At 66.5% G+C, this 12,948-nt stretch carries 9 protein-coding genes and 1 riboswitch; of the genes, 7 read left to right on the forward strand and 2 right to left on the reverse strand.

All coding sequences use genetic code 11. The annotated features are described in order from the left end of the window. Positions 1-56: 56 nt before the first annotated feature. Complete coding sequence (locus QMX83_RS15625; RefSeq protein WP_282297559.1) at positions 57-1,913, reverse strand: patatin-like phospholipase family protein; 1,857 nt, start codon at positions 1,911-1,913, stop codon at positions 57-59. Between the two features lie 243 nt (positions 1,914-2,156). Between QMX83_RS15625 and QMX83_RS15630 the strand changes: the two genes are divergently transcribed. Then, positions 2,157-3,203: an AAA family ATPase gene (locus QMX83_RS15630; RefSeq protein ID WP_282297560.1), complete on the forward strand. Its 1,047-nt coding sequence runs from the start codon at positions 2,157-2,159 to the stop codon at positions 3,201-3,203. Positions 3,204-3,220: 17 nt separating this feature from the next. Here QMX83_RS15630 and sstT read toward each other — a convergent pair whose 3' ends face one another. Continuing rightward, positions 3,221-4,432, reverse strand: coding sequence for a serine/threonine transporter SstT (gene sstT, locus QMX83_RS15635; protein WP_282297561.1), 1,212 nt, complete (start codon positions 4,430-4,432; stop codon positions 3,221-3,223). Positions 4,433-4,557: 125 nt separating this feature from the next. Here sstT and QMX83_RS15640 point away from each other — a divergent pair, with 125 nt between their 5' ends. The 6 genes from QMX83_RS15640 (at position 4,558) to pncA (ending at position 12,864) form a co-directional block, all read left to right on the forward strand. Beyond that, on the forward strand, positions 4,558-5,973 hold the full coding sequence (locus tag QMX83_RS15640) for an FAD-binding oxidoreductase (protein WP_282297562.1): 1,416 nt from the start codon (positions 4,558-4,560) through the stop codon (positions 5,971-5,973). A 73-nt stretch (positions 5,974-6,046) separates the two neighbouring features. Beyond that, positions 6,047-7,102 carry a bifunctional nicotinamide-nucleotide adenylyltransferase/Nudix hydroxylase gene (locus QMX83_RS15645; RefSeq protein WP_282297567.1) on the forward strand — a complete coding sequence of 352 codons (1,056 nt, stop codon included), beginning with the start codon at positions 6,047-6,049 and terminating at the stop codon, positions 7,100-7,102. Positions 7,103-7,169: 67 nt separating this feature from the next. Next, on the forward strand, positions 7,170-8,573 hold the full coding sequence (locus tag QMX83_RS15650; RefSeq protein WP_282297563.1) for a nicotinate phosphoribosyltransferase: 1,404 nt from the start codon (positions 7,170-7,172) through the stop codon (positions 8,571-8,573). Positions 8,574-8,611: 38 nt separating this feature from the next. Beyond that, a riboswitch (cobalamin riboswitch) is annotated at positions 8,612-8,843 on the forward strand. A gap of 212 nt (positions 8,844-9,055) precedes the next feature. Beyond that, positions 9,056-11,353: a 5-methyltetrahydropteroyltriglutamate--homocysteine S-methyltransferase gene (gene metE / locus QMX83_RS15655; protein ID WP_282297564.1), complete on the forward strand. Its 2,298-nt coding sequence runs from the start codon at positions 9,056-9,058 to the stop codon at positions 11,351-11,353. Between the two features lie 65 nt (positions 11,354-11,418). Then, positions 11,419-12,078 (forward strand): epoxyqueuosine reductase QueH, encoded by a 660-nt coding sequence (locus QMX83_RS15660; RefSeq protein WP_282297565.1) that lies wholly within the window; start codon positions 11,419-11,421, stop codon positions 12,076-12,078. Between the two features lie 159 nt (positions 12,079-12,237). Continuing rightward, positions 12,238-12,864 carry a bifunctional nicotinamidase/pyrazinamidase gene (gene pncA, locus QMX83_RS15665; RefSeq protein ID WP_282297566.1) on the forward strand — a complete coding sequence of 209 codons (627 nt, stop codon included), beginning with the start codon at positions 12,238-12,240 and terminating at the stop codon, positions 12,862-12,864. Positions 12,865-12,948: the final 84 nt, after the last annotated feature.

Raw genomic sequence — 12,948 nt, forward strand, 5'->3', positions numbered from 1 at the left:
GGCCGGCCCACGTGATGTTGATGGGTTCATGAGGGCCGGCCAACGGCCGGCGCTACCTAGTAACTGGGTGTCACCTTCATCTGCGGCAACGGGCGCGGCGCGCCGTCGGTCAGGTCCGGGCCGAGGTCCTCCCAGGCTTCACCCTGCTCCACCATCATCCGCCACAGCTGCTGCGACTCGCGCCGCTTCTCTTCCGAGCTGAGCCGGTACGAGGGCTCCAAGGGCTCGCCGATGGCCACCGTCTCATACGCTGGCTCCCACGCCGCCACCCGCTGCAGCGGATCATCGGTGCGCGCGATCTCCAGCGTATAGCGCTGATACGCCGAAGCGAGATTGCGCCAGCGGATCCAGTAGTGATTGGCAAACGAGAAATCGCAGAAGCGCTCACCGGCCACGCTGCCCTTGGCGGCAATGCGGCTGAGCACGGCCTGCGGCATGTCCAGGTTCATGCCGCCTTCGTCGCCCTGAAGAGAGACATGCACGATGCGGTCGCGATAGCCGGGGGCTCGCGCCTGGAGCACGTCGCGCCAGTTCTGCATGGTCGAGACGATGGAGAACAGGAAGCCGCTCATCTCCGCCGCTGCCAGCGGCCGCGCGATGGCGTGGTAGCTGCGCTGCCAGCCATGACGGTTTTCGGTGGGCAGGAATACCGCGGCGTTGATCGCATCGGGCGAATCCGGCGGCAGCCGCACGGGTTCGGCATGACGCGGATACACGAGGTTGATGCCGAAGGTCGGCCAGCGCGGCAGCGCGGCGTCGAACAGGTGGATGGGGAAATTGCTGCTGATGCCGCCGTCGGAGAACCAGCACACCCGGAACGCGGTGATCACCGGGCCACAGCTGTGGCCGCCACTGGTCAGCCCTTCCATGCTGTCGGCGACATTGGTGTTGTCGCGTGGCGGCGCGGGGTCATCCACGGGTTCGCACCGACGCTCGCGTCGAGCGGGCTCATGCAGTGGCACCGCGCTGATCAGCAGCGGAAAGCTCAGGCTCATGCGCGTGGCGACCAGCACCGGCAGCTGCTCGCCTTCGGGCAACCGGTAATAGTCGACGCCATCAACGGTCTGCGGTGACCCGGCACTCGCGATCAGCCAATGCACCACACTGGCTGGGAACAGCCGTTCGAACTCTTCGCGCCGGAACCAGAACTGCGACCCGGTGAAGGGCAGCGTACGCGGTTCGGTGTGCGAGACGCAGGTGGTGATCATCTGCAGGCTGACCGCATGCGCGCCCACCGGCTCACCCACGTAGCGCGGCGCATTGTGCAGATCGGCGAACGTAAGCGGCTGGTCGAGCGGCTTGCCCGACAGTGCCTGCAGCTGGGCGTGCAGCCAGTCCGTCAGCGCGGGCGCACCGGCATCGGCCTGGGTGGCGCCGGAGCACAGCCCCAGCAGGTTGCGCCGGGCCACGCGCGCCACGCGCAGCGCCGAGGCCAGCACGCCCGCGCCGTAGGCGCATAACAGCGACGGCAGCAGCGTAGCCCAGACACCGGCCATGCCGCCGGCCAGCCAGCCGATGCCGAGCAGGGCCACCAGCGCGGCGAGCAGCTCCAGCGGTGCAATGGCAAATACCGCCGCCAGCAGGCACAGCACCTTGCGCGGCACGCTGGCCTTGCCGGTCAGCATCACCAGCAGGCGATACGCGGTGCGAGCGCCGTACACCGGCTGGAACAGGCTGTAGATGAAGCCGCGCCGCGACAGCTGCGTGCTGACGTCGGCCAGACCGGCAAAGCCTGCGTTGGGTCCCACTGCTTCCCCGGCGCGGCACCGCCGGTCGCCCATCGCGGCGGCAGCCGCTACGGCGGCAGCAATCGCGCCGGCCGAAGTCCCGCCGATGTTCTTGAAGCGGTACTCGCGCGCCAACGACAACACCGCGTTGGGATACACGATGCCGCTGGTGATGCCGCCTTTCATGACCAGATCGCAATACTTGTCTGCCACCACACTACCCCCGCTGCCTGCGACGCCTGGATGCGCCTGTGGCCGTCCCTGGATGGGTGTGACTTGCCTGTCATTGCCGCGCTATAGGCCCAGTATGACGAAAGCGTCTCTCAGGGCCTGAGACTCCGGACACGGATCGCGCTGTTCAGCTGCGCCCTCCCTGACGTTGGGCGACCCCGTAGACTGGCCACCCCGTTTCACGGAAGAACACCGTACATGCAGGATCGCTTCAACACCGGCCTGGTGGTTGGCAAGTTCAGCCCGCTTCACAGAGGCCATCAGGCCCTGATCGACCATGCGTTGTCGCGCTGCGACCGGGTACTGCTGCTGAGCTGGAGCACGCCCGAGCTGCCCGGCTGCGACGCGGTGCGTCGCGAGGCCTGGCTGGAAGCGCTGTATCCGCAGGTGGAGCGGTTGGTGCTGGACGACGCTGGGCTGGCGCGGTTGTGCACGCAGCGAGGCATTGCGCCACGAGCGCTGCCCGACAACCAGGATGACGACGCAGCACAGCGCGCGTTCGTGGCCTGGGTGTGCACCGCGTTGTGGAACTGCCGCGTCGATGCGGTGTTTACCAGCGAGCATTATGGCGACGGCTTCGCCGCGTCGCTGCAGCAGCATTTCAGCGCGGCGGAGGGATCGGTCTGGCCGGTTACCCATGTGTGCCTGGACCTGGACCGCCGTCGTGTTCCGGTGTCGGGTACGACGCTGCGTGCCGATCCGCATGGCCTGCGCCAGTATCTGGATCCCCGCGTGTATGCGGATTTTGTCGGCCGCATCGGCCTGCTCGGCGGGGAATCCAGCGGCAAGACCACGCTGGCGGGTGCGCTGGCACAGCGCCTGCGGACGGTCTGGGCCGCAGAGTTCGCTCGCGAGCACTGGGAAGCCAAGAACGGCGCGCTGCAGTATGACGACCTGCTGCATATTGCTCAGGTCCAGGTTCGGCGCGAGGAGACGCTGGCGGCAACGGCCCATCGCTGGCTGGTGTGCGACACCACGCCGCTGACCACCCTGCTCTACTGCCAGGACATGTTTGGCCGCGCGGACGCCGCCTTGCACGCGTTGGCGGATCGTCCCTATGCGCACCTGTTCCTGTGCGCGCCCGACTTTCCGTTTGTGCAGGACGGAACGCGCCGCGATGACGCGTTCCGGCACGCCCAGCACGACGCGTATATCGCGTGGTTGCGCCAGCGGCAGCGGCCGTTCACCCTGCTGACCGGCTCGCTGCAGCAGCGCGTCGAGAAGGTGCTCGACACGCTGGGCTGAAGGTGATGTTCGCTGTGTTACCGGGACGTACGCTCGGCATGCGCGCAGGCTGCAGCGGTAAGCACCACGTCCGACGAGGAATTCAGCGCGGTTTCCGCCGAATCCTGGACGACGCCGACCACGAAACCAACCGCCACCACCTGCATGGCCACGCTGTCCTCAATGCCGAACAGCCCACAGGCCAGCGGCACCAGCAGCAGCGAACCACCGGGTACGCCGGAGGCCCCGCAGGCCCCGATGGCCGCGACCACGCTCAGCAGCAGTGCGGTGGGCAGGTCGACCTGGATGCCCAAGGTATGCACGGCGGCGAGCGTGAGCACGGAGATGGTGATCGCCGCACCGGCCATGTTGATTGTGGCCCCCAGTGGAATCGCCACCGAATAGGTGCCTTCATGCAGGCCCAGGCGCTTGCACAGGCCCAGATTGACCGGAATGTTGGCCGCGGACGAGCGGGTGAAGAAGGCGGTGATGCCACTTTCGCGCAGGCAGGTCAGCACCAGCGGATAGGGATTACGACGGGTGACCAGGAACACGATCAGCGGGTTGGCCAGCAGGGCCACCGCCAGCATCGCCCCGAGCAGCACCGCGAGCAGGCGCGCGTAGTCGGCCAAGGCACCCAGTCCTGCGCCGGCAATGGTGGAGGCGACAATGCCGAACACGCCCACCGGGGCCAGCACGATCACCCACTGCACCACGCGGGTGAATGCGGCGGAGACATCGGCCAGCATGGCGCGCGTCGCGTCGCCGGCGTGGCGCAGTGCCAGACCCAGGCCCACGCCCCAGGCCAGCACGCCGATGTAGTTGGCATTGACCAGTGCGTTGACGGGGTTGTCCACGATCTGCAGCAGCAGCGTATGCAGCACCGCGCCAATACCGCTGGGTGCAGCCTGCGCCGCCGTGTCGGCTGCCTTGAGTACCAGCGTGGTCGGGAACAGGAAGCTCGCCGCCACGCCCACCAGCGACGCGGCGACGGTGGCCAGCAGGTACAGCATGAGCACCGGCCGCATGTGGGTACCACCACCGCGGTGGCCAGCGATGGAAGCCACCACCAGGACCAACACCAGAACGGGAGCCACCGCTTTCAGCGCGTTGATGAACACTTCACCCAACAAGCCAAGCGCCAGTGCGGTGGGTGGATGTGCGACCCCGACCACGATGCCGAGCAGCAGGCCGAGGATGATGCGGGTGACGAGCGAGGTGCGACGCAGGAAAGCAGGTACGACAGTCATGCAGGAACCACAATCGAAGCAGGAGCCGTATGGTGCCTGCAATTGCCGGCGCGTGCAGGGCGCGCGTCGCGCCCGGCTCGCTGAACAGGCACAATCGGTCTCATCCCGCATTGCCAGGAAGGCTGATGACCTCTCGACGCCGCTTCATCGCCAGTTGCAGCAGCGCGGCAATATTGGGGGCCTGCGCACGCCAGCCCGCGCCGACGGTGAATGACATCAGCCAACTGGAGCCCACCGAAGTGGCCGAGGTGGTGCCGATCCGCCACACCGATGACGTGTCCGCCACCTTGGAGCGTCACACCGGAAGCGTCTGCGTGGCCGGCGCACGCTTCAGCATGGGTGGGCAGACCAGCGCAGCGCAGGCCTTGCAGCTGGATATGAGTCCCTGCAACCAGCTGGTGTTCCTGGACGTGCCTGGCAGGGTGGTACGGGTGCAGGCCGGCATGCGCTGGCGCGCACTGCAGGCGCAGCTGGATCGCCACGGGCTGGCGGTGAAGGTGATGCAGAGCTTCAGCAACTTCACCGTTGGCGGCTCGGTGTCGGTCAACTGCCACGGACGTTACGTGGGCAGCGGCAGCATCGCCGGCAGCGTGCGCGCCCTGCAGATCGTGCTGCGCTCGGGCGAAGTGCTGGAGACCTCGCGCTCCCACAACAGAGACCTGTTCCGCGCTGCGCTGGGCGGCTACGGTCTGCTTGGGGTCGTCTCCGAGGTCGAGCTGGACGTCGTGGACAACGTGGCCATGGCCCGGCACACCCAGCGCCTGTCGCTGGATACGTATGTTGACTGGTTTGGCGAACACGTGCGGGACGATCCACGCGCGATCATGCACAACGCCGACCTGATGCCGCCGGATTTTGACGCACCGCTGGCGGTGACCTGGTATCGCACGGACGCGGCGTTGACCGATACGGCACGGTTGGTGCCAGTCGGTGCGCACTACGGCACCGAACAGAACCTGATCTGGGCGGTGTCCGAGCTGCCGGGTGGTGCGCAGTTGCGTCAACAACTGGTGGTCGAGAAGACCCTGCGCGAGCCCCGGGTGGTGCGTCGCAATCTGGAAGCCAGCCTGGACGTGGCCGCACTGGAGCCGCGCACGCGCAGCATGTCGACCTACCTGCTGCAGGAGTACTTCATTCCGGTGGCGCACTTCCGCACCTTTGCGCGGATGCTGGCAAACATATTGAAGGCACATCACGTCAATGCATTGAACGTCTCGATCCGTCATGCACCCGCTGATCCATGGGCGGTGCTGTCCTGGGCACGCGAGCACGTGTTCTGCTTCGTGCTGTACCACAAGCAGCGACGCCTGCCGTGGTCGGATGAGCGTGCGACCGACTGGACGCGTGCGTTGATCGATGCGGCATTGCTGTGCGGCGGACGCTACTACCTGCCCTATCGGCCGCATGCCACGCTTGATCAGTTCCAACGCGCCTACCCGCAGTGGCCCGAACTGGTGGCGTGCAAGCGCCAGTACGACCCACGCCTGCAGCTGGTCAATCACCTCTGGCAGCGCTACCTCGGTCCATTGGCCGGCACTTGACGTGCTGAATGGGAGGCGTAGCATTGCTTTCAAGCCAAGGGACAGACCCGCGGCACTCACAACGACATGAGGGATTCTCATGGAATTCGACTATCTCGTCTTCATCGGGCGTTTCGAGCCCTTTCACAACGGCCACGCCGCCGTTGCCCGCCTGGCCCTGAGCCGGGCCCGCAAGCTGATCTTCCTGGTTGGCTCTGCCGATACCCCCCGCAGCCTGCGCAATCCCTGGACCGTGGCCGAACGTGCCGTGATGATCCAGGCCGCCCTCGATGGCAGCACCGATCGCCTGATCATCCAGCCGCTGCGCGACCACCTGTACAACGAAGCGCAGTGGATCGCCGGCGTGCAGCGCAACGTGGCTGAAGCCCTGCGTGCAGACGGTGCCGCCGCTGACGCCAAGGTTGGCCTGGTGGGCATGGACAAGGACGCATCGAGCTACTACCTGCGCGAGTTCCCGCAGTGGCCGCTGGTGGATGTGCAGCATACGGCCACGCTGTCGGCCACCGAACTGCGCCGCTACCTGTTTGAGGCCGGTGACGTGGATTTCCACGGCGCGCTGCTGATGCTGCGTGGCAATGTGCCGGCCCCGGTGTACGACATGTTGGAAGCGTTCCGGAAGAGTTCGCCGGCGTATGACCAGCTGGTAGCCGAGTACCGCTTCATCGAGCAGTACAAGGCGGCCTGGAAGGACGCGCCGTATGCGCCGACCTTCGTCACCACCGACGCGGTGGTCGTGCACTCGGGCCATGTGCTGCTGGTGCGCCGCCGCTCGGAGCCGGGCAAGGGCCTGTGGGCGTTGCCGGGTGGCTTCGTTGGCCAGGACCAGACCCTGCTCGACAGCTGCCTGCGCGAGCTTCGCGAGGAAACCCGGCTGAAACTGCCGCTGCCGGTACTCAAGGGCTCATTGAAAGGCCAGCAGGTGTTCGACCACCCCGAGCGCAGCCAGCGCGGTCGCACCATCACCCATGCGTTCCATTTCGAGTTCCCGGCCGGCGAACTGCCGCCGGTGCGCGGCGGCGACGATGCCGACAAGGCGCGCTGGTTCCCGGTCAGCGAGGCGCTGGATATGGGTGCGCGCCTGTACGAAGACCATCTGCACATTCTGGAGTATTTCCTGGGTCGCGGCTGAGCCCGACCGGGTTCCATCACCGGTGGATAGACCGCCGGTGCCACTCGACGCGAAGGAGCTTCCCGTCATGCATTACCTCGATAATCTTCTCCTCAATACCGACAGCTACAAGGCCAGCCACTGGCTGCAGTACCCGCCGGGCACCGACGCCACGTTCTTCTACGTGGAGTCGCGCGGCGGCCTGCACGACCGCACCGTGTTCTTCGGACTGCAGTCGATCCTGAAAGACGCCCTGGCCCGTCCTGTCACCCACGCTGACATCGACGAGGCGCGCGACCTGTTCGCAGCCCACGGTGAGCCGTTCAATGAAGCCGGCTGGCGCGACATCGTGGACCGCCTCGGCGGACATCTGCCGGTGCGCATCCGCGCCGTACCCGAAGGCACCGTGGTGCCGACGCATCAGGCGCTGATGACCATCGAGTCGACCGACCCGCAGGCGTACTGGGTGCCGTCGTATCTGGAAACGCTGCTGCTGCGCGTGTGGTACCCGATCACCGTGGCCACCATCAGCTGGCACGCCAAGCAGACCATTCGTGGATTCCTGCAACTGACCAGCGACGACCCGGAAGGCCAGCTGCCGTTCAAGCTGCACGACTTCGGTGCGCGCGGCGTTTCAAGCCTGCAATCGGCCGCGCTGGGCGGTGCCGCACACCTGGTCAACTTCCTCGGGACCGATACGGTGTCGGCGCTGTGCCTGGCCCGCGCGCATTACCACGAGCCGATGGCGGGCTATTCGATCCCCGCCGCCGAGCACAGCACCATCACCAGCTGGGGCCGCGAGCGCGAGGTGGACGCCTACCGCAACATGCTGAAGCAGTTCGGCACGCCCGGTGCGATCGTGGCGGTGGTGTCGGACAGCTATGACATCTACCGCGCCATCCGCGAGCACTGGGGCACCACGTTGCGCGAGGAGGTGATCGCCTCAGGCGCGACGCTGGTGATCCGCCCCGACTCGGGTGACCCGGTGGAGGTGGTGGCCGACAGCCTGACGCTGCTGGACGAGGCGATTGGCCATACGGTGAACGGCAAGGGCTATCGTGTGCTGAACCATGTGCGGGTGATCCAGGGCGACGGCATCAACCCGGACACCATCCGCGCGATCCTGCAACGCATCACCGACGCCGGCTACGCGGCCGACAACGTGGCCTTCGGCATGGGCGGGGCGCTGCTGCAGCGCCTGGACCGTGACACCCAGAAGTTCGCGCTGAAGTGTTCGGCGGCACGGGTCAACGGCAAATGGATCGACGTCTACAAGGACCCGGTGACCGACAGCGGCAAGCAGAGCAAGCGCGGGCGGCTGCAGCTGGTGCGCAACGTGGAGGATGGCCTCCTGCGTACCGTGCCACTGGCCGACGACGGCGTACCGACCGGGACTGAAGACGCCATGGTCACGGTCTGGGAGAATGGCCAGCTGCAGGTCGATGAAGCCTTCGCCACGATCCGCAGCCGCGCCAACACCGCGCCGGTCTGACGCCACAACCCGTTCTTGACCTTCGCCCGCCCGGGGTCTACCTTGTGCGGGCCGAAGGTGTTTATCTCTTCATGCAGATGAAGGGATGAAATTAAACGGGAATCCGGTGAAAGCGTCCTGCGCTCATTCCGGAGCTGCCCCGCAGCGGTGAATGGAAACGACCCCCGCCACACAGCACTGGGCTTTGCGCCTGGGAAGCGGCGGGCACTAGGTGGGCCTGTCGGCCCGTGTCCATCAGCCCGAATACCGGCCCCGGCCAGGGAGCACGACCGCTCTCTGCTTCGACCTGGAACGTCCGCGGGGAGGTTGCCGGGGCCTGCCGCCATGCTGCACGCGTGGCGCTGCGCCCGTGCGTCCGCTTCACGGCATCCGGTTCGCCCGCGGGGGCGAAGGTCGCTGGTGGGGCGCACATGACCGCAAGGGCGTGGACGCTGCACGGTTCCTTCGTTCCTCAATGCCGCTAAGCAATGAGGACACCTTTCATGACCACTGTTACCAATCTGGGCTTTCCCCGCATCGGTGCCAAGCGCGAACTCAAGCGCGCGCTCGAAGCGTACTGGTCCGGCCAGAGCAGCGCGCAGTCACTGCTGGACACCGCCGCTACCCTGCGCGCCACGCACTGGCGGCTGCAGCGCGATGCCGGTGTGGATGCACCGCCCAGCAACGACTTCAGCCTGTATGACCAGGTGCTGGATACGGCGTTCCTGTTCGATGCAATTCCCGCCCGCTACCGCGCCCTGGCCGATGCCGACCCGCTGGCCGGCTACTTCGCCATGGCCCGTGGCCTGCAGCGCGACGGGCATGACCTGCACGCGCTGGAGATGACCAAATGGTTCGACACCAACTACCACTATCTGGTGCCTGAACTGCAGGCCGGCCAGCGCTTCGCGCTGCGCGGCGAGAAGCCACTGGCCGAGTACCGCCAGGCGCAGGGCCTGGGCATTGAAACCCGGCCGGTGCTGATCGGTCCGGTGACCTTCCTGCTGCTGTCCAAGACCACCGACGGCAGCCCGGCGCTGGATCTGCTGGATGCGCTGCTGCCGGTATATGTGGAACTGCTGGGCAAGCTGCACGCAGCGGGTGCCGCCTGGGTGCAGTTGGACGAGCCGGCGCTGGTGCAGGACCTGGACGACCACGCCCGTGCCGCGTTCGCGCACGCCTATGCAGTGTTGGCCCAGGCAACTCGTCCCAAAGTGCTGGTGGCCACCTATTTCGGCGCGCTGGAGGACAACCTGGAACTGGCTGCCTCGCTGCCGGTGGATGGCCTGCACGTGGACCTGGTGCGTGCGCCGGAACAGCTGGATGCCGTGATCAAGGCACTGCCGGCCGGGCGCGTACTGTCGGCCGGCGTGGTCAACGGCCGCAACATCTGGCGCACCCATCTGGACAATGCGCTGCTGCTGGCGCGCTATGCCCACGGCCATGTGGGAGGCGACGCGCTGTGGCTGGCCCCTTCGTGTTCGCTGCTGCACAGCCCGGTGGACCTGGAACATGAGACCCGGCTAGACAATGAGCTGCGCGGTTGGATGGCGTTCTCCAGGCAGAAGCTGGAAGAACTGCGCCTGCTGGCCAACGCGATCGATGCCCCGGCCCTAGCCGAGGCACCGCTGGCGCGGGCACGCGAACGCCTGGAAGGCCGGCGTCGCTCGCCGCGCGTGCACAACCCGGCGGTCAGCGATCGTCTGGCCTCGATCGGCACCGCCGATTCACAGCGCCGCAGTGCGTATCCCCAGCGTCATCTGGCCCAGGCGGCGGCACTCAAACTGCCGCTGTTCCCCACCACCACGATCGGCTCGTTCCCGCAGACGCTGGAGGTGCGCGAAGCACGCGCCCGTAACAAGTCCGGCAAACTCTCCGATGCCGACTACGACGCCTTCCTGGCAACCCAGACCGAGCACTGCATACGCGTGCAGGAACAGATCGGCCTGGACGTGCTGGTGCACGGCGAGTTCGAGCGCAACGACATGGTGGAGTACTTCGGCGAACAGCTGGAAGGCTTTGCCTTCACCCGGAACGGTTGGGTGCAGAGCTATGGCTCGCGCTGCGTGAAGCCGCCGGTGATCTTTGGCGATGTGAGCCGACCGCAGCCGATGACGGTGCGCTGGTCGCAGTACGCGCAGTCGCTGACCGACCGCCCGATGAAGGGCATGCTGACCGGGCCGGTCACGGTGCTGCAGTGGAGCTTCGTACGCGATGATCAGGACCGTTCCGATACCTGTCGGCAGATTGCGCTGGCCCTGCGCGACGAAGTGCTGGATCTGGAGGCGGCCGGGATCGGCGTGATCCAGATCGACGAGCCGGCCATCCGCGAAGGCCTGCCGCTGCGCCGGGCACAATGGCGCGCCTACCTGGACTGGGCGGTGGAAGCGTTCCGGATCAGCGCCAGCGGGGTACGTGACGCGACCCAGATCCACACCCACATGTGCTACTCCGAGTTCAACGACATCATCCACTCCGTGGCGGCGATGGACGCGGATGTGATTTCCATCGAGACCTCGCGCTCGCGCATGGAACTGCTGGATGCATTCGTTCGCTTCCAGTATCCCAACGAAATCGGCCCGGGCGTGTATGACATCCACTCCCCGCGCGTACCGGACAAGGACGAGATGGTGGCCCTGCTGCGCAAGGCCGCTGAAGTGCTGCGGCCGGAGCAGATCTGGGTGAACCCGGACTGCGGGCTGAAAACCCGTGACTGGCCGGAAACCCGTGCCGCGCTCGATGCGCTGGTGGCCGCCGCAAGGCAGCTGCGTGACGAACACGCCGACGCCAACGCGGCCTGACCTTTTCCCTGTTGCAGACCGCGCCCATCGCCGCCGCTGCCGGCGTTGGGCGCATTGGATTCCAGATGAACGAATTCGTACGCCCTACCCTTTCCCTGCCCGATGGCCACACCAAGCTGCTGCTGCATTCGTGCTGCGCGCCGTGCTCCGGCGAAGTGATGGAGGCGATCACCGCCTCCGGGATCGACTACACGATCTTCTTCTACAACCCCAACATCCACCCTTCGCGCGAGTATCAGTTGCGCAAGGAGGAGAACATCCGCTTTGCCGAGAAGCACAACGTGCCCTTCGTGGACGCCGACTACGACACGCGCGAGTGGTTCGCGCGGGCGCGCGGCATGGAACAGGAGCCCGAGCGTGGCATCCGCTGCACGATGTGCTTTGACATGCGCTTCGTGCGCACGGCGCTGTATGCGCATGAGCACGGCTTCCCGGTGATCAGCAGCTCGCTGGGCATTTCGCGCTGGAAGGACATGAACCAGATCAACGATTGTGGCCACCGCGCGGCCGCGCATTACCCCGGCATCCAGTATTGGGACTACAACTGGCGCAAGGGCGGTGGTGCGGCGCGCATGGTGGAGATCAGCAAGCGCGAGCAGTTCTACCAGCAGGAGTACTGCGGGTGTGTGTACTCGCTGCGCGACACCAACCTGCATCGGCAGGCGGCTGGGCGCGGGAAGATCGAGATCGGGGTGTTGTACTACGGGGATGAAGACAAGCCGTAGAACCGTGTCGCACCATCCGTAGAGCCACGCCCTGCGTGGCTTCGGGGGAATCGCGAAGTGCAGCCGGGCAAGCCCGGCTCTACGGTCATGGTGCAGGGCGTAGGCGTACGGGATTTTGCGTGCGATAGACTGGTCTCCCCCGCCCCCGTGACCGCTGCCATGAACCGCTTCCCCGTCGATGTCGCCCTGATCGTGGTCGACCTGCAACCGGACTTCATGCCGGGCGGCGCATTGGCCTGTACGGACGGCGACGCCATCGTGCCCGGCATCGCGGAACTGCTGGCGCAGCGGCGCTATCACACCGTGGTGGCGACCCAGGACTGGCACCCGGCCGACCATGCCTCGTTTGCCAGCCAGCATCCGGGGCATGCGCCGTTCGAGCAGATCACCCTGCATGGTCATCCGCAGACGCTGTGGCCGGATCATTGCGTGCAGGGTACGCCCGGTGCCGAACTGCATTCTGGCGTGGACTGGAAGGCGGCCGACCTGATCCTGCGCAAAGGCACGCGCCGGCAGGTGGATTCCTACAGCGCGTTCCAGGAGAACTTCGGACCTGAGGGCACTCGCCCGCCGACCGGCCTGGCCGGCTGGCTGCGTGAGCGCGGCATTGCCGAGGTGCACGTGTGCGGGTTGGCGCGGGATTACTGCGTGCTGTGGACGGCGCAGGATGCGGTGGCGGCGGGCTTCCGGGTCGGGTATCTGTGGGAGCTGACCCGGGCGGTGAGTGCGGAGAATGATGCGACTACGCGTGATGCGTTGTTGGCGGCGGGGATTGTTGTCCGTTGAAAGCTGCAATCTGGCGATCCCGGTAGCGCCGGCCGTTGGCCGGCCCTCATGAACGTCGGAATCAACACGTGGGCCGGCCAACGG

It is taken from the genome of Stenotrophomonas sp. PS02289, assembly GCF_029960115.1.
GTDB lineage: Bacteria > Pseudomonadota > Gammaproteobacteria > Xanthomonadales > Xanthomonadaceae > Stenotrophomonas.

What these genes read in the sequence shown, in the direction of transcription:
- QMX83_RS15625 (WP_282297559.1), bottom strand. Translation starts at nt 1,913, where the DNA reads ATGAAAGGCGGCATCACCAGCGGCATCGTGTATCCCAACGCGGTGTTG.
- QMX83_RS15630 (WP_282297560.1), top strand. Translation starts at nt 2,157, where the DNA reads ATGCAGGATCGCTTCAACACCGGCCTGGTGGTTGGCAAGTTCAGCCCG.
- sstT (WP_282297561.1), bottom strand. Translation starts at nt 4,432, where the DNA reads ATGACTGTCGTACCTGCTTTCCTGCGTCGCACCTCGCTCGTCACCCGC.
- QMX83_RS15640 (WP_282297562.1), top strand. Translation starts at nt 4,558, where the DNA reads ATGACCTCTCGACGCCGCTTCATCGCCAGTTGCAGCAGCGCGGCAATA.
- QMX83_RS15650 (WP_282297563.1), top strand. Translation starts at nt 7,170, where the DNA reads ATGCATTACCTCGATAATCTTCTCCTCAATACCGACAGCTACAAGGCC.
- metE (WP_282297564.1), top strand. Translation starts at nt 9,056, where the DNA reads ATGACCACTGTTACCAATCTGGGCTTTCCCCGCATCGGTGCCAAGCGC.
- QMX83_RS15660 (WP_282297565.1), top strand. Translation starts at nt 11,419, where the DNA reads ATGAACGAATTCGTACGCCCTACCCTTTCCCTGCCCGATGGCCACACC.
- pncA (WP_282297566.1), top strand. Translation starts at nt 12,238, where the DNA reads ATGAACCGCTTCCCCGTCGATGTCGCCCTGATCGTGGTCGACCTGCAA.